Consider the following 26,361-nt stretch of genomic DNA (forward strand, 5'->3'; position numbering starts at 1 on the left):
CGACGAGCGGGTCACCGGGGACGGGTGACGCCCGCCATGTACGCGCCGATGCCTCGGCGCTGGATTCGCTCGCCGGGAATGATCCGGACGCCCTTCGGCGGCGGGGGCAGCTTCCGCTTCTTCCGGATGGACTGGTCCCCGCCGATCAGGTGGCGATTGTCCACCTTCTCCTCGCACGGCCTGCCCTTGACCGTCTCGTACGGGCGGCGGCATGCCTTGCAATAGACCTCCAGAGCGTCGACCCGCTGACCGGCGGCGGCCTTGAAGGAGCCCCGGAAGTCGGCGATGCTCGCGATGCGCGGCTCGACCTGGATCTCGGCCGCGACGACCCACGTATGCGTGAGGTCTTGAGGTTCAGGGAGCGGCGGGGCGGATATAGGAGGCTGGCCCGGCCGGTCTGCCTGCCCAGCAGGCAGGGAGGCTGGGCCGGTCGAGAAGAGGGATTCTTGCCAGAAGGACCGGCCAGTGGCCGGCGATAGGGGAGCAGTGGCGGTTGTCACCCAGTCCTCCGAACCGTGTCGCGCGAGGTTGACACAACCGTCAACCATTCCCCTCTGAGTACGCCGATGGTGTCGGATCTGTTACAGCAGGCTCGGTGTCCTCGCGTCCGATCATGCTCGGCACAGCCGGTGAGCGGATTGTCGCGATCGGTTGGATCGGGTCAACGGCGTACGAGGGCTCGGCTAGCCTTGCTGTCGGTCGCATGCTCGTCGCTCTAGGAAGCTCCGGAGAGATTCATGTCCGTTCTTATCGCCGGGGGAGCCGGTTACATCGGCAGCACGGTGGCGTCGGCCTGCCTGGATGAGGGGATCGAGCCCGTCATCCTCGACAGCTTGGTCCGAGGCCGCCGCGAGTTCACTGACGGCCGGGTCTTCTACGAGGGCGACATCTCCGACGGGGCCCTGATCGACCGCATCTTCGCGGAGCACCCGGACATCACGACGGTGGTGCACTGCGCCGCGCTCATCGTCGTCCCTGAGTCCGTCGCTGACCCGATCGGCTACTACGAGGCGAACGTGGCGAAGTCGCTGGACTTCGTCAGCCATCTGCACCGGAATGGTTGCGATCGCCTGATCTTCAGCTCGTCTGCCTCGATCTACCAGGCAGAGGACGGCTCGCCGGTCGATGAGAACTCGCCGCTGGCTCCGCAGAGCCCGTATGCGCGGACCAAGGCTCACTGCGAGGAGATGTTCGCGGACATCGCCGCCGGTGGCGGCCCGCGCACTGTGTCGCTGCGGTACTTCAACCCTGTCGGGTCTGACCCTGAGCTGAGGACGGGTCTCCAGCTCAGGCGGCCCACCCACGCCCTGGGCATGATGATCCTGGCCCACCAGGAGGGGCGTCCCTTCGCCATCACTGGAACGGACTACCCCACGCGGGATGGATCCGGCATCCGTGACTATGTCCCTGTCTGGGATCTTGCCAAGGCCCACGTGGAAGTGATCAAGAGGTACGACACCCTCGTCACGAGGGAGAAGCCGTCGCTCGCGATCAACCTGGGCACCGGCTCCGGTACCACCGTGCGCGAACTCGTGGATGCCTTCAACAAGGTCGTCGACACGCCTCTGGCTACCGTCGACGCAGAGGCGCGTCCCGGCGACGTGGCTGGTGGCTACACCAAGAGCGACCGTGCCGAAAAGCTCCTTGGGTGGAAGCCGCGCCTCACGTTGGAAGAGGGCATCCGCAGCGCCCTGGACTGGATCCCCGTCCGCGACAAGATGCTGGCGGACTGACCCGGCCACCGCTCTGAGCTGGCCGTGGCGCGCCCGAGGGCATGCCACGGCCAGCCTGGCGGGTCGAGCATGGGAGTGATCACGGCTGGGCGAGACGGATGCTCGAAGCCCCCATGTTGTCGACTAGCCGGCCACCACGGTCATGATCTGTTCGCGGAGTTCGGCTGCCTCCGGGGCGCTGGCGTACGGCTCCGCTTCGTCGTGTAGCTCAGCCAGGCGGTCGCCGACCCGCGCGCTGCCGACGACCTCGAACAGCGCGAGCGCGGTCTGCGTCTCCTCGCGGGCCCCCGTCACTTCCCCGACGGTGAGATGGGTTCGAGCCAGGCCAAGGTGGTCGAACGCCTTGCTGCGGACCCGGTGCTCGGGGCGTAGTTCGAGTGCGCGGCCGAGGAGCTGCAAGGAGCGCTCCGCGCGGCGGGCGCGTCCGGGGCTGTAGTCGTTCTTCGCCGAGATCTGGTGGGCGATGCCGATGGTGGCGGAGAGCTCCGCCTCGTCGAAGAAGGCCATGTGGGCAGGCTCTTGGCGCGGGTCGACCGCGGCGAAGAGTTCTTCAGCAGCCCCGGCCGCGCGTTCACTCTCGTTGACCTGGCCGAGGATGGCGTGGAAACGGGATTCGAGGGCGGACAGCATCGATCGTGTGGCGGGGGTGGCGTGGCGGCGGGCTCCGTACTGCGCGAGGGAGACGAGGTCGAGGGCTTCGTCGTAGTGTCCCAGGTGGGACATTTGTCGGGCCATGCACTGGAGGATGTGCGCGCCGAGGGCCTTGTCTCCGGCTTCGCTGGCAGCATGCAGGGCGGTGATGAAGATGCGCTGGGCCTGCTTGTGCATGCCGGCGTCGAAGGTCATCCATCCGGCGACGGAGCCGAGGTCGGCGACGGCGGAGAACAGAGCTCGCCCGGTGGTCTCGTCGTACGCGGCGCTACTCAGGAGGGCGTTGGCGTCGGCCATCTGTGCAATGACAGCCTTGCGCGAGAGGATCCCGCCGTGGCGGTTGTCGGCATCGCGGAACATGTCAGTGATGGCGTGGATGCTCTTGATGTCGCTCGACCCGATACGGCTGCCGACCCGCACGATGAGGTCCGAAGGGGTGGCTGTGGCCCAGTGCTGGAGAGGGTCGAGGAGGTCCTGGCCCGTGTGGATGGCGTGGGCGTCGTCGTTGTGACGGCTGTGAGGGACCATCATCTCGCTCCGGGTGAGGTGTGCGATTGCTCAGTGACAGCGCGGGCGCGGGTGGTATCGGCACGAAGTGACGCCGCTGTATGAGAGGACGGCGCCCCGAGAAGCCCGGCCGCCTGGGCGGTGGCCTGGAGAGCACGCCGGGTCTGCGGGGTGAGGATCTGGTGCTCTGAGGAGTGCTCAACGAGGTCTCGGGCCGCGTAGCCGTCGCCAGCCACCAGGGTCTCATTGACGAGACGCTGCGAGACGGTTTCGGCGTTAGCGGAGAGGTCGAGGACGGTAAGACCCCAGCGTGTACGGAAGACAGCGAGGCCAGGCTCGATGCGTCCGTCGAGGTAGCGACGGATCATGTGCGAGACGGCCGAGTCCACGGTGCCGGAGCCGACGGCCATGAGGCACGCGACGGTGAGACAGGAGGCCACATCTTCCTCCCACGAGTCGGTGAAGCGGGAGGTGTTGAGTAGGGCGAGGGCTGCTTCCGGCTCTCCATCGACGAGACGAGAGAGGACCGCGACCTGCCGTCCGTCGAGCAGGCGGCCTCCGATGCCGTTGTGCTTTTCCACCTGGCGAAGGGCTTCCTTCCACCGGCCGGCACTGATGAGCGCCCGGGTGCCGTCGGCGAGAAGGACTGTCCAGAGCCACTGGACGACCTTTTTCAGGTCGTCCTTTGATGAGGTCAGGTCGACCAGCGAGAGATTTCGACCATCGATCGTGGCTTCCGGGGCGCGGCTGCTCACTGCCTGGAACAGGTCTGACAGCAGCTCGTACGCGGCTTCGCCGTCACTGGCGCGGATGCGGAGGCGAGCAAGGTTGACGAGGGGTTCCAGCGCGAGCCGGGCAGCGTGTGCAGAGAGCGGCCGGGGGCCTTGAAGGTACACCTCGGCATGGGCCCAGCACAGGGTACGGGCCAGGGCCGGTAGGCCACAGTCGCTGGCGATGAGTGCGGCCTTGTTCTGCGTGACGGCGGCCTGGACAAGGTCGCCGTCACGCTCGGCCGTGTCCGCCAGCTTGGTGATCTCCCTCAGCCGTTCGGCGATCGGCGGGCACGCTGGTCGCGGGCGGGCGACCAGCGGGAACCGTCGGGCTATCTTGCTGGCGTCCACGTCACTGCCACTCGATGACGAGTCGGTTGAAGCCGGTGTCGATGACGAACTGCCCGGAGCGCGGTTTGACCGGCTCTCCGTTCACCGGCAGCAGGGTGAAGTCGACAGACCGGTCACGGCGCTCCTCGTCCCACGTACGGATCTCCGTTGCGACCTTGCCAGCGAGGGCTTGAGCGTCCGGGCCGTGCCCGATGACGCCGAACTCGTACAGCGTGCTTCCGTCTGGCGCCGTGCGGTCGGCCTTGCGGCGGGTGAGGTAGGTCAGGGTGCCGCCCTCGAAGGTGGCGGTCGCGCTCCTGTATGGGTTGGTGAGGAGCCCGCTCTCGATGGCGGTGGGCTTCGCGGGCATGTGGCTGATGCTGTTCGGCAGGGCGCAGGCCAGCCACAGCTCCAGCCATTCGGGGGACTCGGGCCCGCGGAGGGTGACCCCCGTCCAGGCTTCCACGCGGGGACGGGCGAGCACTCCGGCCAGGGCGTCGGGGTCCGTGTTCTGGTCGCTGTTGACGACCAGGGTCACGCTGTCGTCTTCCGTGAGCGGGACGAACAGCCGCGGGTCGTCGGCCATGCCGCTGCGCAGCGGCATGAAGGTGTTCATCTCGCTGTTCACGCTGCGCCAGGCACCGTCGCTGTGCTCGAAGGTGATCGAGCGCGAGACGCTGCCGCGCACCCTGATGGGGGTGAGGAGACGGCCGGTGGGGGAGAGCTGGTCGAGCAGGTCCTGGGGCAGGCCGTGTGCTCCGACGGTGAGTTCGATCAGGTCGTACGGGGCGTTGTCGGGGTAGCCCTTGGCGCCGTCGCCGAGGATGACCGTGACGTTCTCGGCGCCGGCGGCAGCGAGTCCCGCGCGTGCTCCGTCGACGATGTCGGCGTCGACGTCGATGGTGGTCACGTGGCCGTTGTCGCCGACGAGGTGGGCGAGGAGGGCAGCGTTGTACCCGGTGCCGGCTCCGAGTTCCAGGACGTTCATGCCGGGCTCGACCTGGGCCTGTTCGAGCATCATGGCGATGATGTCCGGCTGTGAGGCGCAGCTGATCGAGCGGCCGGCGGGGTCGAGCTTGGTGTTGACGGTGGTGTTCGCGTACGCCTTCTCTACCGGGACGTGGGGGACGAACAGGTGCCGGGGGATGGTACGCATGGCGTCCTCGACGGCCCTGGAGCGGATCTTGCCGCGCTCGATCAGGCCGTCGGCGTACTGGGAGCGCAGGATGTCGGAGCTGGTGTCCGTGGTGCTGTTCACCTCGGGGACCGTACCGGGCGTCTCCCCGCTGGGGGGTGTGTACGGGGAAGTGTCGTTCGTCGGCATGACGGCCTCTCGTGCGAGGGTTGACAAGGCGCTCTGGTCCTCGGAGTTGAGGCCCAGACGGTTCCAGTGGAAGATCACGTGATGGGCGAGGACGGCCCGCAGGCCCCTGCCCAGCAGCCCGTGGCTGTTGAGGTCCGCGAGGGCGCGGCCCGCGTTCTCGAAGGCGGTGATCCAGCCGGTGAGGTAGGTCAGCCGTCCGTCGCGCATCGGCGTGCTGCTCGGCGAGACGTCGACGGTCATCAGGCGGCGCACGGCCTCGTGCCGCCGGGCAGGCGTCTGCTCGGCGGCGGGCCGCTGTTCGGCGACCTTCGCCCAGACGTCGCCCTGCTCGAACATGTCGAGTCCGGCTGCGCGCATGGCGACGCTGGGAAGCAGGACACCGAGTTCACGCCAGCCGAGGGCGCGGCCGGTACCCGGGCCGAGGACGTGAAGGCTGTCCTGGTGGAACAGGGTGTGCGCGACGTCCATGGCGGCGGGACCGCCGAAGGCGTTGGTCTCCGGCTCGTACAGGCCGGAGTACCAGGCACGCACGAGACCTTCGTCGAGCAGCGCGACCAGGACCGCGTCCAACCGGTCGGCCTGGCTGGTCGGTTCGAACCGCAGGCGCCAGGCAGGTGCCTTCCGGATGAACGCCCAGCGGCCGAAGACGCCGCCGTCCGTCAGGACCGGGAGGAGCCGTTCGGCGGCGATGCCGTCGGCGGCGGAGCGGTCGGTGAACTCGATCAGGCGTTGCGGCCACTCGGGGCAGGGCATGAGTCGGTCTCCTCAATTAATTGATCAGCAGACTGGAGGCCCAGCCCGGAGCCCCCGACGGCCCGGCCAGGACGCCGTGCAGGGCGAGAGCAACGCCGGCGGCGCCCTCCAGGAACCCGATATCGCTCTCGCTGGTCGCGGGCAGCATCGAGTGCACGGGGTCGCTGTCGAGGACGCGGCCGACGAGGGCGGGAACGGCCGCAGTCAGTGCCTGGGGGGTGAGGGCATCGGAAGCGGCAGCCTGGGCGGTGAGCGCGAGCCCAGCGAAGCCGTGGCAGAGCGAGGCGTCGACCGTGCGGTCGAGCTGGGCGGGATCGCTCAGCGCCCGAAGGAGGGCGTCCTCGGCCACGCGCTGGCGGCCGATGTCCTCCAGGGCCAGGCCGGCGAGCTGCTGTGCTCGCGCGAGCCCGGCGGTTCCGTAGCACCATGACGGCCGCAGCGGGCCCGGGAGGGTACAGACGCCGGTGCGCAGCTCGGACCGCCGGACGTAGTACGGCCACCTGGGGCCGGTGGGTTCGTCCTGGCGCCACCGATCGAGCCAGTCGCAGATCCGTCGGATCGCCTCCAGCTGGCCGTCGACGAGGAGGCCGTGCAGCGCGGCGCGGGACAGGGCGGCGAGTGGCCCGGCGACGCCGTGGGCCATGCCGAAGTTGGCGTGCCCACCGGGCCAGTCCGGGTCGAGCTTGCCGGACGGCGCGCGGTCGGTCCACCAGCCCGGCAGCACGTCGTCGCCGTCCTTCACGGGCTCGGTCAGCCGGACGAGGTAGGTCAGGACCTGGTGGATGAGGGGGTGCTGTTCACCGTCGCGGGTCATGAGCAGGGTCGCCATGCCGGACAGGCCACGGATGCCGTCGAACTCTGCGAGCGCGGGGAGCCGGCCGCGGTCGATCCGGTCGTGGGCAGCATCGAGCCGCAGTCGGACGGAGCCGGTGATGTGCTGGTCGAGGACGCTCAAGGCCCGGCTGTAGCGGCCTGTGCGCTCGGCGGCGAGGCGGAGAGCGAAGGCGAGGGCCGGGGCCCCGTGGAACAAGTGGCTGTCGGGGCCTCCGGCGGCGGGGCTGGCAGCGGCGCACGCCAGCCAGGCGTGCGCCTGCTCCCATGACGCCTGGCCGGTGCGGGCCCGTTCGATGTGGAGCAGTGCGACTCCGACGGCGCCGTAGGCCAAAGACTGGGGCATCCATCCCTGGACGAGATGCAGGTCCTGAGCGCGGTCGGGGGAGGCGAGGCGTTCCGCGATGGTGTCGACCGTCCGGCGGGCGACCTCGACGGCCTCGTCCGTGATCATGTCCTTGTGGCCTTCCAGGCGAGCGCGGCAGCACGGGTCAGCCGCAGGCAGACGCGTTCGTCGTCCTTGTCGATGCCGGCGGCGCGGATGTGGTGCACGTGGAGGAGGGAGTCGAGAATCCGGTCCTCGTCGTAGCCGGATGTCTGCTTCAGTTCGGCGCGGTAGGCCCTGATTGCCGAGTCCCGATCCGTCCACGAGCCGTGGATCGTCTCGCCGCCCTCTACAGCGCGTAGCCCGGCCCAGTCGAGGGTGGGGTCGGCGAGGCTGATCGCCTGGGACCGTACGGCTCGGTCGAGGGGCCGAGGGTCAGCGAGGCGGGTGTGCTTGATGATCCAGTCCATGCCGGCAGTGACGCTGCCGGTGAACGCGGAGGCGATCGACAGGAAGTTGGCCGCGGCCAGGGCCTGCGGGTGCGGGCGGGACGGCAGGGCGAAGGTGGTGGCGAGCGAGCGGGAGTCCGCGCAGAACACCGCCTCTGCCGCCGCCAGCGCGGGGCCTTGGCCCCAGCGTCCGGGTTCGGGGTAGGAGGTGGCGAACTGGATCTCTCGCAGCAGGCCCAGCTCGCGCAGGCGTGCAGCCCACGCTCCGATCCGGGCTGCGGCTTGTCCGAACTCGCTGTCCTCGGAGAGCTCGATACGGAGCCGCAGGTGAGGTGCGGGATCCCGGTAGCGCATGTACCACCACGCCGGTGGGCTGTCCCAGCGAGCCAGCAGCTCAGGCACGTGGTGGGCGAGGAGTTCGGGCTGCCGCTCGGCGTGCCCGTAGATCTTGGCCAGCAGCCAGCGGGAGGCGCCCGGGATGTGCCCGTGGGCTCGGGTCAGCAGCCGTTCCCGCGATACGGGCGGCAGGGACGGCCACTGCGGGGCGTCCGCTGCGGTCAGGGGGACGACGACCTCGTGGGCGTGCTGGTTCAGCCAGCCGTCAGGGTCCGGTGATCTTTCGACGAGCACCGCGACAGCCGCGTCCCGCAGGTGGGCTCGGACCAGCTCCAGGTCGGCGGCACGAGTGAGGTCGAGGGGCAGGTGACGGTCCTGCTCGACGAGGGCGACCGTGGCCGGCACACGACGCCGAGCCCGCCACTCGCTGAACGCTTGCACCCACTCGGCATCCGACGCCGCCTCGCGGGGGAGGTCCGAAGGGGCCAGCCGCCATCTGGCCGAAGCCAGCACGATGCGCCCCGCGCGAACCCGCGGCAGGTACGGCAGGTGTTCGGCAGCTCCCCAGGAAAATCCCACCACGGCGCAGGTGGACGCTCGCGTGATCTCCACCAGGAAGCGGACCAGCGGCGGTGTGTGGACGCGCAGCTCCAGGGCGTTGAACGTCAGCGGGTTCAGGCGGCAGCCCCGCGACAGCGACACCAGATACAGGCGGTGGGGGTCGCAGCCGACGGCCAGGTCCTCCAGCGGCAGCACCCCGTTGTTGGGCTGGCGGTGTTCGCCCACGCTGATGACGTCCGGCAGGATCTCGGGGGCACGCATCACATGGGCATGGGCACGGTCGACGGAGGCGAACGAGACCTGCGCCGGCTGGGTACCGGCGTCGCTGACCGGGAGGCCGGCGAGGACGTCGTGCGCACGGGCGCGGGCCGAGGTGTCCAGCAGGTCGAGGAACCGGCCCGTCAAGGTTCCGGCGCCCCGGGAGGCGGACACGTCACGCAGATGGAAGTCGCCCCGGGCGAGCGCGGACATGGACGAGGACTCCACGCGGAACTTCAGCTCTAGGTGGAGGGGGATGCGACGCAGCTCGGGGGCGTCGGCCTCCAGCGCCGCGACCCGCTCCTCGGTGAGGACGATCTCGTTGCGTCCCTCCAGCGCAGCCGTCTGGGCCAGAGTCAGCAGTCTCCGGTCCCGTGCGCTCAGGCCCTCCGGCGACTCCGGCTCGGAGGAGAGGAACCCCGCAGGGAAGCCGAGGCCCACGTCGGGGTCAACGAGATCGAGCACCGGCACCAGCGCACCGATGCCGTACCGCTCGAAGAAGCGGTTGTGGTACGCGTTCCAGGCCGGTGCTCCTGCCGGGTACGGCGACAGACGGGCCAGCAAGGTCGCCGCCGTCTCCGCTTCCCGGGCGACCCGATCCGGCAGCGTGATTGCACAGTCGGTACGGGAGTCCACAGCCACCGGCTGCACCACCTTGCTCAGCGTGGACATCTCGCTCCGCAAACGGGCACGGATGCTGTGCTGGGCCGCTGCTGGAGAGCGGTCGTATTCCGCGAACAGGGCTCGGATCGTTCGGAGGCGGGCCGTTGCCTCGGAAGCCCCCTCCAGTTGATCGGCTCCTACGGCCACGAGCTCGTCGACGAGGTGGCCCAATGCGTCGAAGACTCCCAGGGGCGCGTGCAGGCAGGTGAGTAGGACGCCTCGGCGCACAAGATCGCTGAGGAGCCCCGTCACCTTCGCCAAGGGTGCGCCCGGCAGCTCGGCCGCGATCTTCTGGACCAGGTCCTCACCACGAATCGGTGCGCGGGCGCTCTCGACCGCGATGCGGACGGGGGTGGTGTATCGCAAGGACAGTTCGGTGGCCGCTTTCCCGGAGGCCAGGTGAGGCGGGTGCGGAAGAACCAGTCGGCTTCCTCGCACGAAGGCCGTGTTGTTCACCATCAGCGGCAGCGCGAGCAGCAGATCCGGTACGGCTTCGAGTCGCCGGATCACCTCGTCGAGCCAGGCCGAGGACGCCCGTGCCACATGGTGGTGCTGCTTGCCCCAGGACACGGCAGGCACGGACGTGAAGGAGGCGGGAGCTACGCCCGAGAACAGGCCGAACGGTGTGGCGCGCCCCTGCGCGCGCAGGACGTACCGGGCCAGCGAACGGCACAAGCGGCGGGCCTGCTGCACCTCCGTGACCGTCCCGGTCAGCAGCTCTCGGACCTGTTCGGCCAGAACCGGACTGGCGTGCTCGATGGCTGCGGCCAACGGCTCCTGCGCCCAGACCTGCTCGGCCCACGTGCGCCAGGACGTCACGCTGGAGGCAGAAGAGGAAGCGGGCCACGGTGGCAGCGGTGTCGACGGGGTGTGAGCCAGACGGGCCAGGGCCGAGGCGGAGCTGCGGTAGAGCCTGTTCGGCTTTCGAGCCATCGAGTTCTCCCGTTCCAGCGGATGGGGTGGGGCGGTGCCCGGCTCACCAGGGACGGTGGTGGGCCGGGCACCTTCTAGCGGGTGCCGATGACCGGTCAGGCCACGGCGGTCGCGCACGGGCTGGAGCAGGTGCTGCCGCAGCCGTCGTCCGTGAGGATGACCGCGCTGGCGTCACCGTCGGCCGCGTCGAGAACCGTCACGTCCAGGTCGAACTCGTCGAGGTTGTTCATCAGGACCTCCAGGTCGCTGCTTGATCAGCCCGAGGGCTGGTGATGGGTGTGGTGGTGCCTGCTTCTAGGCGGCGGAGACGCACGAGTTGCCGCACGTCGCCATGCAGCCACCGTCGGAGCTGCCGTCGATGTCGGCCGCCGGCGTCTGGTCGACGACCCGGACGTCCAAGTCGAACGGGTCGGACACCGTGGCCGTGGGGAGACTGGTCACGTAACTACTCCTCTCTGTAAGCGATTTGCGAAGATCGGCCGGGTGCCGCGCGAGCCTAGTTGTGCCGTGCGCGCAGGGCTTGGTTCTTTCCGGCCATCCCGGTGATCACCACGCTGGTGATCACCGGAAGCCTGGGATGGGAAGCCTCCTTCACCGGTGCTTCCCGGTCCCGTTCGGAGACGGGTGAGTTGGACGAAGCCGGAGGGCTGGTCCGGGCGCGGACTCATTCGTTCACCTCGTCGCCTCACTCCTCGTACGCCACGCTCACGGACGCTCGTCCCTGGGAACGCGGGCGGCGAGCTCGTCCAGGCGTGCGGCGAGGATGTGCTCCGGCTCGCCGGCGATCGTGTCCAGGGCGACGAGCGCGGCCGCTGCGACGTCCGCCAGTGCCTCCCGCACGTCGTCCCACGAGTGCGTAGGGATCGGTCCGGGGTTCAGTCCGAGCGCGCCGTTCAGCGCTTGGGCCGCCACTCCGTACGACGTGCCGACCGCGAGGACTCGCGCCATCCGCACCTCGCGCACGGGCTCCGGCTGCTCCTGGTCCAGCCACTGCCGGAGCACGCTGACGTTGCCCCACTGCCGGTGGACCAGGTCCGTTTCTTCCACCGGGGCCTACGGGGGCCAGACGATCGCGGCGAACGCGACCACCGCGACGGCGAGGACGGCGGCGTAGGCCGCGGCTCCCCAGGCGAGCCAGGGAGCCGTGAGCCGGATCCGCCGCAGGGCCTTCCGCCCCGTCTCGCCGTCCGCCCAGGCGCGGAACCCGAAGACGCTGATGCTCATGGACACCATCTGTGCGGGTCGGCCCGTCTCCCTCCCCGTCGCGGTCTCCGGCTGCTTCGCCTCGAAGATGTCCACTAGGTGCTCTCCTTCGTGTTCGTGGGGTCAGGTGGCGGCGTAGCGCTTGGCGACGTGGTCCGCGATCAGCGCCTCGATCCGCTGGATGCAGGGCTCGCAGGTGTAGAGGGGGGCGTGGCCGTGGTCGGCGCTGTGTGCCGGCCCGAGCCAGAGGACGGGGAGGTCTTCCTCCTCGCACTTCCAGCACCGGCCGGTCGTCCACGTGAGGCCGGCGGTCACCGGGCCACCCCCCAGACGATGGCCGCCGCGAGGCCGACCAGCCACGCCAGGTAGACCGCTCGCCGCGCGCTGTCGCTCACAGGTCCTCCAGGGCGTTCCGGAGGTCGGCGACGTCGCGGCAGGGTCGGCAGGCGTACCGGACCCACCCGGCCCCGCTCATCTGCTCGCCCCAGGCCACCACCTTCACGTCGCGCGACGGCGTGCTGCAGAACGAGCAGACGGCGACGGGCCCGAGGGCGCTGGCCGTCTCCAGCGGGCCGAGGACCGCCTCCAGGACCGGCCGGAGGTCGCCCGGGGCGGTGAAGAGCGGGGCGTCGTCCAGGGGGAAGCGCATCCAGCTCAGCGAGGCGCAGCCGTCCGGGCCCGGGACGAGGACGTCCGCCCCGGTCCGGTGCCACTCGACGGCGGCGCCGCTCAGGTCCGGCCAGTCCTCGCCCGCGCCGGGCGGTAGGAAGAAGGTCGCGCGGTTCAGGCCCGCGTCGCCGAAGGCGGGGCCAGCTTGGTCGCCGAGGGCGGCGACCAAGAGTCCGGCCCAGTCCAGCGGCACCGTCAGCGCGCTCCACGTCTCGTCCACGGTCAGCATCGCGAACGGCTTCTCCGGCAGGTACGGCCGGACGGGGGCGGTCATCGTCGGCTCCCTGCTCCGAGGAGACCGGCACGCTCGGCCTCGCTGACCAAGTCGACAACGCGGACCCTGGTGAGCTGGACGATCGCACGCTCGGCGAGCATCCACCCCAGTCGCTCGGAGCCGTACGACGTCTCCGTGCGCTGCACCGGGACGACCGTGCCGCGCGCGGGGGCGTGCAGGATGCCGGCGACGCCCCACTGACGGGGCCGGGCGACCCGGGCGGCGGTGTAGCCCTCCAGGAGGTGGCGGCAGTGGCTCACGGACTCCCAGGCGCACGCGATGTGGAGCGGGGGATTCTCGGTGCGCTCTCCCTCCGTCATGGGGTCCTGCGTGCCGGACTCGGCATCCGTGCCGCCGAGGTACAGCGCACCGCCCCGGGCCGCGGCCTCCTCGGCGACCGACGTTCCGCACACCTGACACCACTGATTCCACATTGCCGTCCGCTGCCGGACGGGGTGCAGCGCCTCGAAGACGGGCTCCCCCCTGCCCTGCGCGCGGGCAAGGCGGCGCCACAGAGCGCCCTGCCACCGGCAGGCGGCATCGGCGACCGGCTCCGCGTAACGCAGGACGCCGCCCGCGCCGACGACGGCGGGGCTGATGTCCTCCTCGCCGGTCCAGCGGGCGACGTACGGGACACGTAAGCCGCGATGGACGGGCAGGGTGTGAAGGCTCAAGGCGTTTCCCAATAGAGGAGTAGGGAGCCCTCCGCCAGGGCCACAGCGTGGCACGGGGGACCTGCGCCAGGAACGTCCTGGCGGAGGGCAGTTGGTGGGGCGGGCCGACCACCGGCCTGTCGTGGACGGGACGTGTCCGGTGGCCGGGTGCGTGCCGATCGGCGACGGTCACGCACCGCCCCCTCCGGGCTCGCTTGGAGAGGGTCCCTTTCCTGGCCGGCTCCGCCGTCGAGACGCGGCCAGGACACCTACGAGAGGGCCAGCTCCGCCCACACCCGCTTCCCCCAGTGCCGGTGCTCGCAGCCCCAGCACTCGGAGAGCGCGGCGACGAGGGCCAGGCCGCGGCCGCCCTCCTCGTCCGGCCCGGCCTGCACCAGGACCGGCGGACGCTGGTCGAGGTCGGTCACGGCGACCTGGACGCGGTCGTCCTGGACGCGGGTGACGACGGCACGGACCGAGGAGCCGCACGTACGGGCGTGCAGCACGGCGTTGGTGACCAACTCGGAGACGATCAGCTCGGCGCTGGTAGTCAGCTCCGGCAGCCCCCAGCAGGCGAGGACAGCGGCGACCAAGCGCCGCGCGACGGCGGCCGACTCCAGGTCGCACGGCAGCACACGGGACTGGGACGGGTCGTCAGCGGAGAGGTAGAACTCCGGCCGCCGGCGGACGGGGGTCTCAAGCATCCTTGCCCGCCTCCTCTGCCGCGGCCTCCGAGCGCCGGATCCGGCCCCGTTGCACGAGCCATCGGACGATACCCGGGTCGCAGAGAGCGGCCGGACCCTCCATGGGCGCGACCCACCAGGCCGCGCACCTCGGGTCAGGCTCGGAGATGGTGGTAGCGGGGACGCCCAGGAAGAAGTCAGCGCCCAGGCATTCCGTGTCGGGGACGTTCCATCGGCGCGCGGTGCTGTGCGGCGTGAGTGCGTAGTACGCCTGGCTGTTGCCATCGAAGAAGCACGGGCCTTCCAGGGCAGTCCGCAGGTAGTCCGCTACTGCGCCACGGCCGGCGGTTCCAGCGGCGGCGTGGACGATGTCCGCCGGGATGCGCACGGCAGAGAAGATGGTGCCGCAGCGCAGCAGGGCCACGCCGTACTCGTCCCATTCCTGCCGGGCCACGCTGGCGTCGCGCGCGGCGAGCATCAGCCACGTCTCGGCGCCGACGTCGCGGCTGCGACGCGAGTGGACGAGCACACCGGGCTCCGTCTCCATCGGTCCATGGATCAAGGCCGTCACAGTACGGCTCTCCCGCCGGAGAAGTTGGGGGCCGGCTGCCCTCCGGTCTGTCCGGAGGCGTCTTCCACCGCCGCCCGAAGCGCAGCCGCAGGGGTGAGGAGCCGGTCGTCGCCGGGGCAGATCCGCCAATGCGGCCCGGGGCCGACGGTACGGCGGGCGGGCGGCACGGCCAACGTCGCCCCGGCCGAAAGCGCCCGAGTGTTGGCGGTGCCCCAGCCCTCCGCCGAGCCAGCGGGAAGCAGCCAGTAGAGGGCCGTCCCGTCCTCGATCACGGCGCCGCTGCGCGCGCCGAGGATGTCCAAGGCGAGGAGGCCGACGCTGCGCGGGATCCCGACGGCGTCCCACTCCGCGCCGACGATCCTCGGCTCACACGCGGTCGGCAGGTCCGGGTCAGCCATCTACGTCCCCTCTCCAGTAGGTCGATGGCAATACCTTGGTCCTCAACTGCCAGACCTACGAGGACTTTCAGAGGTCTCTCGAAGCCAATTACCGGACTTTCCCTCACTCGTTGGGGGGATTCCTGGCATTCGGCAGGACTCTTCCGCACACTGGTGCTGCACATCGCATACGGAGGTGAGAGACGTGGAGAGCGAAGGCAACGTGAAGCTTCGCGCGGCCCGGATCGCGGCAGGCTACGGCACCCAGGAAGCCTTCGCCGACGCCGTCGGAGTGGCCGTCCGACAGGTACGGCGCTGGGAGTCGGCCAACCCGCCATGGCCGAGGGACGCGGTCCAGCGCGCGCTGACGAGCCTCCTCGGCCAGGACATGGAATCCCTCGGCTTCACCCCACCGGCCGGCGTCCCCGGCCAGCGGGACGGCCAGGCCCGGGAACTGCCGAGGACCCAAGGCATGGTCACCGTGCCCGTGCCCGGCACCACGCTCCAGCCAGCCACGGCAGGCGAGGACTTCGCCGACGTCACCCGCAGACATCGCCGCCTCTACTGGACCGTGGCTCCGGCGACCCTCCACCCGGCGGTCGTCGCCCACGCCACCCTCGGCTGCGCACTGCTCCCCGAGACGGCCGGGGTCACCCGGCGGACGGTCGCGGCCGCGCTCGCGGAGTCCTTCCTCCTTGCGGGGAGGATCGAGTTTTTCGACAGCCAGAAACCGGCAGCGGCCAAGGAGACGTGGACCCGCGCGCTCCAGGCAGCCGGCCAGGCAGATGACCAGCTCCTCGGCGCCGCGATCCTCGCGCACACCGCCTTCGTCCCGGGATGGGCCGGCGACCGGCAGGCCGCAGTGGAGAGGATGACGGCCGCGCGGACGTACGCCCGGCGCGGGTCTGCATCTGCCGCGCTCCTCGCCTGGCTCGACGCCGTCGAGGCCGAGTGCGAGACCCGATGCGGCCACACCCAGACTGCGCTCACCCTCCTCGGGCACGCCGAGGACGTGCTCGCTGCCGGCACCGAGCACGACTCACCGGAGTGGCTGGACTGGTTCAGCCCGATCCGGCTCGCCGCCTTCAAGGGGCACACCCAGCTCACTGCCGGGCATCTGCCGCAGGCGCGCGCGACACTGCTCCAGGTCCTTGAGGGCCTGGAGCCGAGCGAGGACAAGCAGCGCACGGTGGTCCTCGGCGATCTGGCCGCCGTGGAGGCCGCCGACCGCAACCCGGAGAAGGCGTGCGAGTACGCCGTCACCGCCCTCGACCAGCTTCGCAAGACCTGGTACAGCACGGGTATGGACCGGGTCCGTGAAGTACGGCGCGCGCTCGCACCGTGGCAGCACGAGAACTGTGTCCGTGACCTGGACGATCGGCTCTACGGCTGGGAGACGACCGTCAGCGCCCTCGGTCGTTGAACTGGATGATGTTGCCGGACAGCTCCGCGAGGCTCTCGACTCGGAAGGTCGGGAGCTTCTCGGCTTCCTCCGTGTTCCACTGGATCGTCGCCCATGGGCCACGGTGGACGAGGGCCGACTCCATCCCGGCCTGCACGGCTGGGCGCAAGTCGTTGTCCACGCGGTCGCCGACGTAAAGGATCTCGCTGTTCTCGAAGGGCACGACCTCGGCGAGCCGTCGGAAGAACTCGACGTCCGGCTTGGACGCGCCCCAGTCGTCGGAGGTGCCGATGAAGTCGACGTCCTCGGTGAACAGCTCGCGCAGGATGCGTCCCGCCCGTACGGTCTGGTTTCCGGCGATGCCGAGCCACAACCCGTCAGCGCGGAGCTGCGCGAGCGCGGGACGTACGTCCGGGTACAGGTCCTTCTCATCGAAGTGCTCGGGCTGGCCGGCGTTGGCGCGAGCCTCGCGCTGTTCGTAGAGGTCGAAGCCAGGCTCAAACTCTTGGAAGACGTCGCGGTAGTCACGCCCCTGGGCGATCACGGCGCCGAACATGGCCGCGAAGGTGTGGCGCGGCACCTTGAGCCAGTCGGCCCACGTGCCGTACTCCCTGGTCTCGTCCACCAGGCACTCACCGACGTCGAACACCACTGCACGAATCATGCGGCGATCCTACGGACTTAGATCACCGGGTGTCAGGGGAAGCCCCCGGCCGACCCCGGGAACGGCAGGGCCTGACCGCCCGCGGTTGAAGGTCGCGACGTTACGTCCCCTCGATCGGGCCGCCGGTCCAGAGCGGCGGCGCCCGCATGTCGCTGGTCATCGTCGAATTCGCTCCTAAGATCCTCTGACCTGGGCCTTTCCAAGGGGGTGTAACAGATTTCGGCGGGCGGCGTACTAGACGGCGGGACTCCACCTCGGAGCCCACCCTGTACCCCGCACAAGGAGATGCCCCTCTTATGTCGGCTCTTGCTGTCGCCATGCCCGCGTACCTCGCCCCGATGACGCTCTCGGAGCTGGACGCCCTGATGGTGAGCACCACCGGCCCCAGCGCCCACGTGATCGAACTCCACCCCCAGCTTGCCGCCCGGCTCCTGCGCCGCAACAAGCACAACCGGCCCCTGCGCCAGACCGCTGTCGAGGACTACGCCCGCGATATCGAGTCCGGAACCTGGCTGCTCAACGGCGAGGCGATCAAGCTCGACGTGCGCGGCAACGTCCTCGATGGCCAGCACCGCCTCCACGCGATCGTGAAGGCCCAGCGGCCGGTTACCACCTTCATGACCTGCGGCCTGCCCACGGAGACCCAGTCCACGATGGACTCCGGCCGGCGCCGCACCGTGGCCGACGCCCTGTCCCTGGTCGACGAGGACAACTCCACCACCGTCGCCGCCATCCTCGGTCGCGTCTGGGGCTGGAAGCAGGGTGACCGCAAGTTCACCCGCCGCAGCCGCCCCACCACCGCTGAGTCCACGGCGCTCCTCGCCGAGCACCCCGAGATCCGGCGCTCCGCCGAGATCGCGCTGCGGACCTACACCGCCTTCCCGCACATTCCGCCGTCGGCGCTCGGCACCGCGCACCACCTGTTCAACGCGATCGACCCGGCCGCCGCCACCTGGTTCTTCCAGCGCCTCGGCGACGGCGCCGAGCTCCGCAGCGGTCACCCCATACTCGCTCTCCGCGCCCGCGTCACCTCCGAGCGCGCTAAGGAGGGGCAGATCGTCTGGGCCCGGCACCTGGCCTACCTCGTGACCACATGGAACGCCCACCGCGGCAATCGGAACCTCTCCCGCCTGATTCTGCGCCCTGGCACCCCGGTCCCCACCCCGAAGTAGTCCCGAACCGCACAGGAGATGCCCCTCCCATGAACACCACCCTCGCGAGCACCCCGCCCGCGATCCTCGCCGCCGCTTCCGTGTACGCGCGCGGCGGCGAGCAGGTCGCCCCCGAAGTCTTCGACCTGCACCTGGCCGACGTCGCCGAGAACGCCGCCTGCTCCCTCATCCGGCACCGCTTCCGTGTCGGCTTCCCGCACGTCGCCTACCACGAACTCCTGTCCGCGGTGGCGGCCCTGCGTAGCATCCTCGGCTTCTCCCCGTCCCCGACGGCCCGAGAGGTCATGGAGTGGCAGGACCAGCAGCGCATCGTGCACGCCGCCGCCTTCCGGGCCCCGAAGACGTCATACGCCGTCCGGTTCGTCAACGGCCCGTACCGTGGCGTCGAGATGGCCCTCGACGGCCCGACCGTTGCCTACCCGGACCCTGCCGACCCGCTCGGGCACCTGGCCACCAGCCGGTGGATCGCCGGGCCGCCCGCCTACGTCGTGTTCCCGATCGTGTGGGGCGACACCGCGTACCCGGGGCACGGCACCGTCCGCTACCGGCGCGAAGACCGCCCCGACCGCGACGGCATGTGGCTCTTCCGGCTCCGCACGGAGGACCCCGCGCCGCCGGAGGGTGCCCGCCCGCACATCACCGTGCCCTCGGCGAAGGGGGACCGATGACGACCACCGTCGCCGCCCCCGTCGAAGATGAACACGTCTACATCCGGCTCCAGGCCCCGGCCGCCGAGAACCTGGCCCTGGCCGCCGGCTTTCCGGTCTTCCCGCCACCGCTGCCGAACACGGCCGTGAAGGTCCGCGACGCAGTGCCCTGCCCCGCCTGCGGCCTTGGCCGCCTCTCACGGTCCTGGTGGATGGGAACCCGGACTCTCGTCGCCGGATCAGCCTGCCAGCGCCAGCACGTGTTCATCATGAGGCTCCCCCTGCCCGTTGTCCGGACCGAAGCGTGAGCGCGCTCGCCGTCGAGACCCCGGCGCCGCCCGGACGGGGCCGGTTCATCGTCCGGACCGCAGGACGCCTGGAACTCCACATCGCTGCGTCGACCGTGAAGCTCCCGACCGCCGCGATGTTCACCGTGCCGCTGGAGTGCCGACCCGACCCCGAGACCGCGCCCGGCGTCCGACCATGGCACGGCCCTCTCGACGAGAACCGGCTGTGCCCGGACTGCCAGAGCTCCCTTCGCGCGGAACCCACCGCGCCTCCTGTCGGTGCGCCTGAACCGAGAAGCCGCCCGGCACCGGCCACCGGACGCGGACTCTGGCCCACCTGCTGACCCCCACCAGCCCGTTGGACACCGTCCCAACACAAGGCGCTCCTTGAGGGCGATCACCGACAACGCGACCGCACACCGCGGTCGCGCTTCGGCGTTCCCGGGCTCCCTACTCCCGAGCGACTTCCAGCTCAGCGCCCAGCGCCCAGCGCCGAGAGCGTGGGCAGCAGCGTGCCGTAGCCGCGTTGCAGGTGGTAGACGCCCTCGATGGTCGAGACGCCCTCCGCCGCGAGGGCCGCGATCACCAGGGCTGCGACGGCCCGGATGTCCTGGCCGGCCACGCGGGTCGCGGTGAGGCGGGACGGACCGTGCACGACATCGCCGCCGCCCTCCGCCACACCGCCCGCTGACCGCCCTCGGCTTCACCCGCTGAACCCAGACAGGATCACTACGCGCAAAGACCCTGGCCTCAAGGACCCCCCCTCGATACCGCAGACTGATTGTTCCTCATGCAGGCGTCTGGGAGGATCACGCGGGTGGGTTATGTGAGCGGGTACCAACGTCGTGACGGTACATATGTACGAGGTCATCAGCGCCGTGGGGCCAATGACGGGGATGACGGCATCGGGCTGGTCTTGCTACTCTTGCTCGTCGCTCTGCCTTTCCTGCTCAGTTACTTCTTCATACGCGCCGTCCATCGATCACCTCGCTGGAACCATGCTGTACGTGCGGCGGTCGTCACGTGCGTCACGGGATTCCTGGGTATTGGGACGTTCATCGCTCACAACATCTATGGCTCGGCCGTCTCGGATCTGGCTTTCGACCAGATGCTCTACGCGGATGATCCCACCAGTACCTTCGGCCAGTACGAGACGAGCAGCGCTGCCGCCGCAGTCGATCACGACCGGGCCTGGTGGATTTTCTTCCTGACCGCGCTGCTCGTTACCGCCGTGTGGGCGGCCGTGGAGTGGTTCGTGGCCGCGCAACACACGCCTGGGAGCGCCGCCGCCCAGCAGCCGCGGGCGGAGTTGCAGGAGCCCCGTGTCTCTCGCAGCCTGTTCCTCGCGGCCCTCGCAGCCGGGCCCGGTCTGATCGCGCGCTCGACCTCAGTGCGGCGTTCCGCGAGGGAGGCAGCTGCGGCACATCCCGACCCGGAAAGCTTCGCCGTGCTGGGACAGGTCGAGCGGCTGTGCGACGCGATCGAAGGATTCCATGCCAACCTCAGGTTGGGTGCTGTCGCTGAGGAGGACAGCCATGCCATCGTTCTCGCCCTGAGTGAGGCGAATCGGCACGCGGTCGAGGCGTGGAACGCCGCATCGGTTCTCGCCGGAGGCAACGACTCCGCGTCCATCGCGGCTTTGGTGACGGAACTCACGTCGATGCTCGAAGCCCTCCAGCAAGGCATTGAAGCCAAGTCGGGGGCCGGGTCGGTCGTACGGTCGCCCCACGGTATGCGTCGGCACCCCGTCCTGTTCGGCGTGGCGGCGGTCCTCGGCTCGGCCGTATTGACCGTATCGCTCAGCTCCATCGATTCGGCCGGCAGTCACGCTGCCGCCCCAGCCGATTCCGCCGACCCTGCGAGCCCAGCCGACCTCACTGACACACCAGGCGCTGAATCGGTCGCGGCGCCGTCCACCTCACCTGCCTCGACGCCGATGCCCTCCGACACCTCTTCGGTCGCTGCCACCGTTTCGGATCCGGCCCTGGCCGACAGTTCTCCCAACGCCGGCCCCACCGTGAGCGACGAGGCGTCATTCGACTGCGAACCGGTCAAGGATCTGCCTGATCCCTGGGGATGTCTGGTGGACGTCAGCAACACGACAACCGCAGCACACCTCTACCTCGTCACCGCGAGGTGCCAGGACGCCACCGGAGCTGATTGCGGCACGTACCACTTCCGAATAACTGTCCCCGCAGGCCAGGTTGGGATCAGCAGTTTTCAGCCGATCTCCTACAGCGGCGATTCGGAGCCGAGGCTGACGGCCACTGCCGTGACGGTCCGATGAGGACGTCGGGCGCGCCTCGTCAGCAGGGTCCCCGGCAACCGGGGCGTTCAGCCTGTGATGCTGACTCTCGCTTTGGTGCCTGATCGGCTTCTTATCGTGGTGTCGATGAAAGCGGAGCTTGATTGGTCGTTCCTCGGTATGCGGGTGAGACGGCACCGGACGCCTCTTGTGAATGCCCAGCGCAGCAAAGCGAGAGTCAGCACCTACAAGCGGGTGCGGCGCGGTCACGGCACCGGGACGAACCAAGCCGCAGGCTCGTCCTTCTCGACCACCGCGATGATCTCCCGCATCCGCTCGCTCATCGGCGGCAGCGCATCCAGCGCGAACCAACTGACTTCGACCGACTCGTCATCGCAGACCCGGGCCGCCTGACCCGGGTCTGCCGGGCGGCACGCGAAAACGATCTCCAAGTATTGAGCCCGGTCCCCGTTGGGGTGCTGTACCGGCGGGGAGTTTGTCACCGCTGCCAGACGCTCGACCACCACCCGCACTCCGGTCTCCTCTTCCACCTCCCGCGCCACCGCGACAGCCGGGGCCTCGCCCGGCTCCACGATCCCGCTCAGCGGCGTCCACAGGCCGGCAGCAGACCTGCGTTGCAGCAGCACCTGCCCGCATTCGTCGCGGACGACAGCGACCACCCCGGGAAGCCACAGCAGACAATCAGGGCCGACCACCCGCCGAAGATCTGACACAAAATCAGGAATCATGCCCGTACCCTAGGCGCCCCGAGTGCCGGGGTGGCCTTTCCGAGCACTCTGCCGTGCCCAACACCACCGTGCGCCCCACCGGAACGCGCGACGCTAACCCCGCTCGACCTCCACAGTGCGCGGACCTGCCTGACCAGGCAGTTTCTCAAGCACCCAGGAGGAAGCACCCATGACCGCATGGACCCCGAAGCTCACCAATGTGACCGGCACCGACGGCACCCGCGGCTCCGGCCACTACGCCGTCTCGAACGGCATCTGCACCTTCACCGCCATGATCGTCGCCTACAAGGAGACCAACTCCGCTAGCGACGCCGGCTTCGGCATGACCCTGCCGGTCCCGGCCGCCACCGGCTCCCGCGTCATCTTCCAGCTCAGCCTCGACGGCCGCAACGCCGACCACGGCACCTGGACCGGCGAGGCCCTGATCTACTCCGGCTCGACCGGCAAGCAGATCGACCGCCTGCGCGTCACCGGCACCACCAACGGCGCCGCGCTCCAGAACATCAACCACTTCTACGGCGATGCCGAGGGCGCGACCGAGGCGGAGATCGTCACCGTCTCCGGCTCGTACGTCGTCGCCTGAGCTGAACGCCCCGGAGGGCCGCCGGACTCCCGTCCGGCGGCCCTTCCGCATACACGCCGCCCGAGACGCCGTGCTCAGGAGGCGCCGACGCCCCAGTCCGGCATCGGCGTATCAGCGGGCAGACGCTGCTCGGCCTCCTCGGCGAGAGCCACCAGGACATCTGCTTCACTTCGCAGCTCCTCCGCTCGCTCCCGCAAGATCTGTGCCCGAGCCAGCTGGACCGAGGGGTGGTAGTGAGCGACGAAGTACCCGCTCCGTCCACCCTTCAGGTAGCCCTCCTCGACGAGCCGACCGCACGCCCCGGTCACCTCCTTCACGCCGTACTTGAACAGGCGTCCCATGTCGTGCTGGCTCAAGAATCTCTCACCGGGACGGAACATCCTGACGAGCCACGTCCGCAGCGCACGGTAGGCCGCTTCCGTCGGAGTCATCGTCCCCACGGAGTACAGGCGGTAGCCCTCGTGAAGGGTCACCACGCCCTCCTCTGCGAGCTGCTCCAAGGCGGAGCGGACGACGCCCGACGACGTCGACAGCTCCTCCGCGATCTTCCCTACGGCCGGAAGGTGTTTGCCGGGCTCGGGACACGACAGGCGTACCCAGTCGCGTATGGCGCTCACTTCTCCCGGAGTCACCTGAACCTGGACGCGCCCGGTCTCCATATCCGCTCCCATTCCCTGCGGCGGCCTCAACGGAGACAGCCTGTTCGGTCAGGAAGCGCTGGCGCCAGCAGGTTGCAGAAGGTTGCGGCCATCTCGTACGAGGACTCCGATTTCTTGCGCCTCCTTGCGGCCGGAACCACCGGGATTCCCCGCCGACCTGCCGCTGCCCGAGCGTGACCTCCAGAGCGCGAGTCCGGTTCTCACGGCGTGGACGATGACTACCCCTACAGCGATGAACCGCGCCTGCCGCTGATCACCCTGAGCGAGGCGCACGAGACGGTCGCCCTGCTCCTGCACCTCGGCGACGAGAGCACCGACGAGGGCCGCCGTGCAGTTCAGCTCGCGTCCGACATCGCCCTACGACTCCCGGAGCCCAAAGACCCAGCCTCCACGGGAAGCTGAACGCGGGCCCCGCGCCGGGGCGTCAACCCAGTCGACGGTCGTCCGCGCAGTCCGGGCACGCAACGGCTTCGAGGTCGGCGCAGACCACACAGTCCTGCTCCCCGCCCCCACCGTCGCACGCGGCCGGCGCGTCGGCGAGGTCGAGCCCGCACAACGACCAGTCCGGGGCGCAGCAGTAGGTGTGGACGATCGAGGGGGCCGTCGCAGCAGGGAGTTCTCCGCGGACCCGCGAGATGACAGTGCGGGTCGCATGGTCGAGGGCTGCGAGGAACGGATCCATGGCGAGTAGCGTAACGACTCCCAAGGAGGACAGAGGCGGGGTTTACGGGGGCGAGGGATCGCTCCGGAGGGTGAGGCGGGATCGTTTCCTCTGGGGCCGTTCGGGTGGTGGTCGTCCTGCAGGCGTATCCGGGGCGGACATAGTGGCCGCCTGTAAGGACGTCCCCTGAGGGAGCAATCGCATGAAGAACCTTCGAAAGGCGCTGACTGTCGTCGTCGCCGCAGCAGCCCTGTCTACCGCGTTCGCGTCGCCCGCTCAGGCAGGGCGAGGAACTTTCGCCTTCTACGTGGACGGGTGGTTCGGCGGATTCGAGTTCGTCGATCCCGAGGACGGCCGTTGCTACAACCCCATCTCCGAAGCAAACCACGCGACCAACCACACCGACCGCCTTGCCGTTCTGTACCGGGGTACGGACTGCCACGACGACGCGGTCGTGACCTTCCTCCCGGCGGGGGTGCAGGCCCCCGACCGCTTCGGTTCGGTGAAGTTCCTAGTCGGGTGAGACGGTGTGTGGTGCGTACGGGTGCCCGGCCGGGCTGCTGCCTCAGATCACTTGAGCGACAGCTCTAGTTCAGCAGGCCTCGGCGGCGCGGCCTGTGCAGGGGCTCGGGCTCGTACAAGGCGAGGAGGACGGCTTCGGCGCGGTCCGGCGACTTCATGCCGCGCGCCTTCATGGCCTTCTTGCTCTCGATCTGGGTGTAGCCGCTCGTAGTCGACAGCAGCTTCGGCGTCGACAGCTGCGCGGCGGCCTTCTTGTCGACGTGGAGCCGCAGCCGGCCCCGGCCCGAGGACGGATCGGGCTGGAGCAGGGATCTGGTGGCCAGCCACATCTCGTCTCGCTTCCGCCACGGCCGCATGACCGCTCCGGGGTCGTCCTGGCTGGGAGACTCCGACACCATGACGCCGACGATCTGCGCCGTATGCTGCCCGGTCTCCGCCCAGCGTTCGAGCATGCTGACGACACCGTGACCGATGCCGTTCTGGTCGACCTTGACCCGGACCGGGTGCGGTGAACCGAGAGCGTCGGCGAGCCGCTGTGCCGCCCGTATCTCCTCCAAGACTTTCTCGGCGACGGAGACCTGGTTGTCGTTCGCCGCGCCGGCGGAGGCGTGCCGGAATTCGAGCGCGTCTCCGACCGCGCGGTAGACCGTGAATTCATCGCCACCGTCGGCGGCCACGTCCACACCGAGGCGAACCCACGCCCCGTCGCGCACAGTGTGGGTGGCGGTCTCGCCCTCCAGGCCGAGGTCGCTGATCCGTCGCCAGCCGTCGCCGACGGGGTCCTCGAACGCCATGGCGGACTCGACCCAGCTCGGCGGGATGACGACGCCGCCACCGCCCTTTGGGAACCGGGCGAACACCTTCGCGATCACATAGGGGTGGTCTTCGCCGTACGAGCGGATGGTGCGGTCGACCCAGTCCTGGTCGGGCATGTGGTCGGCGAGCGAGTGCCGCTCCACTCCGGCCGGACAGTCCGTGCAGTACGGGGCGCGCTCCCCGGTGATCGCGGGGGAGTCGAGGGAGGAGATCGGGATCGTAACGGTGGTCGGCTCAGCCGGGTCGTCGCCCTCGACGCACAACTCCTCGAACCACGAGGCCGGGTCGTCCATCGCCGGGTTGCCGATGGCCAACATGGCGGCGTGGCCGCCGGTGAGCAGGTTGTTGGTGCCGTGCCCGATCATCGGGGCTATGCCGCCCGCCTCGTCGACGATGAGCAGCAGGTGCGGCATATGGATGCCCTGCATCGCGGCCTCATCGTTGGCCGGGGCCGAGAAGCCGTAAGCGGCGACCACGTCGTTCCCGTACGGGTCGGGCATCTTGTACTGGACGGTGTCGCAGTACCCCGGCAGGCCGGCGCGCGGGACGACCTTCCGGATGTGCGGCCAGAGCTGCCGCTGCACCTGCCGGAACCTTGTCGCCGTCGTGATGCACAGCGCGGTCCCGACCGGGTACACGTTGGTGAACCAGACGGCCGCGCGGGCGGCCAAGTGCGTCTTGCCGACACCGAAGCCCGCAGGTACCGCGACCCGCTTGTGATCGACGATCGCGTCGAGCACGGCCCGCTGCTTCGACCACAGACTCTCGCCGAGAACGTCCTCGACGAAACCCGATGGTGAGTCCCGCCAGAGGCCGTACAACGAACCGGTGGCCCGCTCGACCTCCGTCATCACCACCGCCCGCTCACGGGCCGTCAGGTGGTGCTTGAACGCGTTACGGCGCTCGGTGGGCGGCAGGCGCAGGAGGATGTCGGCGACGTTCGCCGCGTCACGGGAGACGACCCCGGGGCGGGCGGACCGCAGCTGGGACGCCGGAGGGGCCACGGGGGTGGCTCTCGGCTGTTCAGGCTGCGTGCGGGACATGATCGGGAAGGTGCCGTTCGGCAAGTTCTTACGTCGCGGTCTGGCCGAGGGCCCATG

The 26,361-nt window shown here is 69.8% G+C and carries 31 protein-coding genes; 9 read left to right on the forward strand and 22 right to left on the reverse strand.

The genetic code is table 11. The features are described 5' to 3' along the window. Positions 1-11 precede the first annotated feature (11 nt). A complete protein-coding gene (locus CCN56_RS07565) occupies positions 12-500 on the reverse strand; it encodes a hypothetical protein (protein WP_256961843.1) in 489 nt (162 codons plus the stop codon). A 237-nt stretch (positions 501-737) separates the two neighbouring features. Between CCN56_RS07565 and galE the strand changes: the two genes are divergently transcribed. Continuing rightward, positions 738-1,733: a UDP-glucose 4-epimerase GalE gene (galE, locus tag CCN56_RS07570; protein WP_086824813.1), complete on the forward strand. Its 996-nt coding sequence runs from the start codon at positions 738-740 to the stop codon at positions 1,731-1,733. 123 nt (positions 1,734-1,856) lie between these two features. Here galE and CCN56_RS07575 read toward each other — a convergent pair whose 3' ends face one another. From CCN56_RS07575 to CCN56_RS07645, 15 genes are all read right to left on the reverse strand, one after another. Beyond that, the gene (locus CCN56_RS07575; protein WP_256961844.1) at positions 1,857-2,804 is read right to left on the reverse strand and encodes a transcriptional regulator; all 948 of its coding nucleotides are present in this window, start codon (positions 2,802-2,804) and stop codon (positions 1,857-1,859) included. Positions 2,805-2,911: 107 nt separating this feature from the next. After that, complete coding sequence (locus CCN56_RS07580) at positions 2,912-4,012, reverse strand: hypothetical protein (protein ID WP_086824816.1); 1,101 nt, start codon at positions 4,010-4,012, stop codon at positions 2,912-2,914. Position 4,013: 1 nt separating this feature from the next. Then, entirely contained in the window at positions 4,014-6,068 is a 2,055-nt protein-coding gene (gene fxlM, locus CCN56_RS07585; RefSeq protein WP_086824818.1) for a methyltransferase, FxLD system, read from the reverse strand. A gap of 16 nt (positions 6,069-6,084) precedes the next feature. Beyond that, complete coding sequence (locus tag CCN56_RS07590; protein WP_086824820.1) at positions 6,085-7,353, reverse strand: lanthionine synthetase C family protein; 1,269 nt, start codon at positions 7,351-7,353, stop codon at positions 6,085-6,087. Then, positions 7,350-10,310, reverse strand: coding sequence for a lantibiotic dehydratase (locus CCN56_RS07595; protein WP_256961845.1), 2,961 nt, complete (start codon positions 10,308-10,310; stop codon positions 7,350-7,352). The genes CCN56_RS07590 and CCN56_RS07595 overlap by 4 nt, the downstream gene beginning before the upstream one ends. A 209-nt stretch (positions 10,311-10,519) precedes the next feature. Then, positions 10,520-10,654 (reverse strand): FxLD family lanthipeptide, encoded by a 135-nt coding sequence (locus CCN56_RS07600; RefSeq protein ID WP_086824825.1) that lies wholly within the window; start codon positions 10,652-10,654, stop codon positions 10,520-10,522. 64 nt (positions 10,655-10,718) lie between these two features. After that, a complete protein-coding gene (gene fxlA, locus CCN56_RS07605; protein ID WP_086824827.1) occupies positions 10,719-10,865 on the reverse strand; it encodes an FxLD family lanthipeptide in 147 nt (48 codons plus the stop codon). A gap of 264 nt (positions 10,866-11,129) precedes the next feature. After that, positions 11,130-11,471 carry a hypothetical protein gene (locus CCN56_RS07610; protein ID WP_086824829.1) on the reverse strand — a complete coding sequence of 114 codons (342 nt, stop codon included), beginning with the start codon at positions 11,469-11,471 and terminating at the stop codon, positions 11,130-11,132. A gap of 6 nt (positions 11,472-11,477) precedes the next feature. After that, positions 11,478-11,723, reverse strand: coding sequence for a hypothetical protein (locus CCN56_RS07615; RefSeq protein WP_086824831.1), 246 nt, complete (start codon positions 11,721-11,723; stop codon positions 11,478-11,480). Between the two features lie 27 nt (positions 11,724-11,750). After that, a complete protein-coding gene (locus tag CCN56_RS07620) occupies positions 11,751-11,942 on the reverse strand; it encodes a hypothetical protein (RefSeq protein WP_086824833.1) in 192 nt (63 codons plus the stop codon). Positions 11,943-12,018: 76 nt separating this feature from the next. After that, positions 12,019-12,570 carry a hypothetical protein gene (locus tag CCN56_RS07625; RefSeq protein WP_086824835.1) on the reverse strand — a complete coding sequence of 184 codons (552 nt, stop codon included), beginning with the start codon at positions 12,568-12,570 and terminating at the stop codon, positions 12,019-12,021. After that, positions 12,567-13,244 (reverse strand): hypothetical protein, encoded by a 678-nt coding sequence (locus tag CCN56_RS07630; RefSeq protein ID WP_086824837.1) that lies wholly within the window; start codon positions 13,242-13,244, stop codon positions 12,567-12,569. The genes CCN56_RS07625 and CCN56_RS07630 overlap by 4 nt, the downstream gene beginning before the upstream one ends. A 248-nt stretch (positions 13,245-13,492) precedes the next feature. After that, positions 13,493-13,927, reverse strand: coding sequence for an ATP-binding protein (locus tag CCN56_RS07635; RefSeq protein ID WP_086824839.1), 435 nt, complete (start codon positions 13,925-13,927; stop codon positions 13,493-13,495). Further along, positions 13,920-14,453, reverse strand: coding sequence for a hypothetical protein (locus tag CCN56_RS07640; protein ID WP_143664456.1), 534 nt, complete (start codon positions 14,451-14,453; stop codon positions 13,920-13,922). The genes CCN56_RS07635 and CCN56_RS07640 overlap by 8 nt, the downstream gene beginning before the upstream one ends. Positions 14,454-14,473: 20 nt before the next feature. After that, the gene (locus tag CCN56_RS07645; RefSeq protein WP_086824843.1) at positions 14,474-14,875 is read right to left on the reverse strand and encodes a hypothetical protein; all 402 of its coding nucleotides are present in this window, start codon (positions 14,873-14,875) and stop codon (positions 14,474-14,476) included. A gap of 184 nt (positions 14,876-15,059) precedes the next feature. Between CCN56_RS07645 and CCN56_RS07650 the strand changes: the two genes are divergently transcribed. After that, complete coding sequence (locus tag CCN56_RS07650) at positions 15,060-16,277, forward strand: helix-turn-helix transcriptional regulator (protein ID WP_086824845.1); 1,218 nt, start codon at positions 15,060-15,062, stop codon at positions 16,275-16,277. On the opposite strand, the gene CCN56_RS07655 is transcribed toward CCN56_RS07650, so the two are convergent. Continuing rightward, positions 16,258-16,920, reverse strand: coding sequence for an HAD family hydrolase (locus CCN56_RS07655; protein ID WP_086824847.1), 663 nt, complete (start codon positions 16,918-16,920; stop codon positions 16,258-16,260). The two genes, CCN56_RS07650 and CCN56_RS07655, sit on opposite strands and share 20 nt — an antisense overlap. A 296-nt stretch (positions 16,921-17,216) precedes the next feature. Here CCN56_RS07655 and CCN56_RS07660 point away from each other — a divergent pair, with 296 nt between their 5' ends. The 3 genes from CCN56_RS07660 to CCN56_RS07670 are packed head-to-tail and all read left to right on the forward strand — an operon-like array spanning position 17,217 to position 19,047. Further along, entirely contained in the window at positions 17,217-18,092 is an 876-nt protein-coding gene (locus CCN56_RS07660) for a hypothetical protein (protein ID WP_143664457.1), read from the forward strand. A gap of 29 nt (positions 18,093-18,121) precedes the next feature. Next, on the forward strand, positions 18,122-18,760 hold the full coding sequence (locus tag CCN56_RS07665; protein WP_086824852.1) for a hypothetical protein: 639 nt from the start codon (positions 18,122-18,124) through the stop codon (positions 18,758-18,760). Then, positions 18,757-19,047 (forward strand): hypothetical protein, encoded by a 291-nt coding sequence (locus CCN56_RS07670; RefSeq protein WP_086824854.1) that lies wholly within the window; start codon positions 18,757-18,759, stop codon positions 19,045-19,047. Before CCN56_RS07665 ends, CCN56_RS07670 begins: the two co-directional genes overlap by 4 nt. Before the next feature lie 451 nt (positions 19,048-19,498). Here the strand turns inward: CCN56_RS07670 and CCN56_RS07680 are convergent, their stop codons facing one another. After that, positions 19,499-19,705 carry a hypothetical protein gene (locus CCN56_RS07680; RefSeq protein WP_086824858.1) on the reverse strand — a complete coding sequence of 69 codons (207 nt, stop codon included), beginning with the start codon at positions 19,703-19,705 and terminating at the stop codon, positions 19,499-19,501. A gap of 138 nt (positions 19,706-19,843) precedes the next feature. Between CCN56_RS07680 and CCN56_RS07685 the strand changes: the two genes are divergently transcribed. Next, complete coding sequence (locus tag CCN56_RS07685) at positions 19,844-21,313, forward strand: hypothetical protein (RefSeq protein ID WP_143664458.1); 1,470 nt, start codon at positions 19,844-19,846, stop codon at positions 21,311-21,313. A 224-nt stretch (positions 21,314-21,537) separates the two neighbouring features. On the opposite strand, the gene CCN56_RS07690 is transcribed toward CCN56_RS07685, so the two are convergent. Beyond that, the gene (locus CCN56_RS07690) at positions 21,538-22,020 is read right to left on the reverse strand and encodes an NUDIX domain-containing protein (RefSeq protein WP_086824863.1); all 483 of its coding nucleotides are present in this window, start codon (positions 22,018-22,020) and stop codon (positions 21,538-21,540) included. 169 nt (positions 22,021-22,189) lie between these two features. Here CCN56_RS07690 and CCN56_RS07695 point away from each other — a divergent pair, with 169 nt between their 5' ends. Then, positions 22,190-22,603, forward strand: a complete 414-nt coding sequence (locus tag CCN56_RS07695) for a hypothetical protein (RefSeq protein WP_086824865.1) — start codon at positions 22,190-22,192, stop codon at positions 22,601-22,603. 74 nt (positions 22,604-22,677) lie between these two features. Here CCN56_RS07695 and CCN56_RS07700 read toward each other — a convergent pair whose 3' ends face one another. Beyond that, entirely contained in the window at positions 22,678-23,262 is a 585-nt protein-coding gene (locus CCN56_RS07700) for a GntR family transcriptional regulator (protein ID WP_179199733.1), read from the reverse strand. Positions 23,263-23,469: 207 nt separating this feature from the next. Between CCN56_RS07700 and CCN56_RS07705 the strand changes: the two genes are divergently transcribed. Then, positions 23,470-23,664 carry a hypothetical protein gene (locus tag CCN56_RS07705; RefSeq protein ID WP_086824869.1) on the forward strand — a complete coding sequence of 65 codons (195 nt, stop codon included), beginning with the start codon at positions 23,470-23,472 and terminating at the stop codon, positions 23,662-23,664. Positions 23,665-23,686: 22 nt separating this feature from the next. On the opposite strand, the gene CCN56_RS07710 is transcribed toward CCN56_RS07705, so the two are convergent. After that, positions 23,687-23,944 (reverse strand): hypothetical protein, encoded by a 258-nt coding sequence (locus tag CCN56_RS07710; RefSeq protein WP_086824870.1) that lies wholly within the window; start codon positions 23,942-23,944, stop codon positions 23,687-23,689. Positions 23,945-24,125: 181 nt separating this feature from the next. Between CCN56_RS07710 and CCN56_RS07715 the strand changes: the two genes are divergently transcribed. Continuing rightward, positions 24,126-24,446 carry a hypothetical protein gene (locus CCN56_RS07715; protein WP_086824872.1) on the forward strand — a complete coding sequence of 107 codons (321 nt, stop codon included), beginning with the start codon at positions 24,126-24,128 and terminating at the stop codon, positions 24,444-24,446. A 64-nt stretch (positions 24,447-24,510) separates the two neighbouring features. On the opposite strand, the gene CCN56_RS07720 is transcribed toward CCN56_RS07715, so the two are convergent. After that, positions 24,511-26,304: a hypothetical protein gene (locus CCN56_RS07720; RefSeq protein ID WP_086824879.1), complete on the reverse strand. Its 1,794-nt coding sequence runs from the start codon at positions 26,302-26,304 to the stop codon at positions 24,511-24,513. Positions 26,305-26,361: the final 57 nt, after the last annotated feature.

This window comes from Streptomyces sp. NRRL B-24572 (genome assembly GCF_002156145.1).
Lineage (GTDB): Bacteria > Actinomycetota > Actinomycetes > Streptomycetales > Streptomycetaceae > Streptomyces > Streptomyces vietnamensis.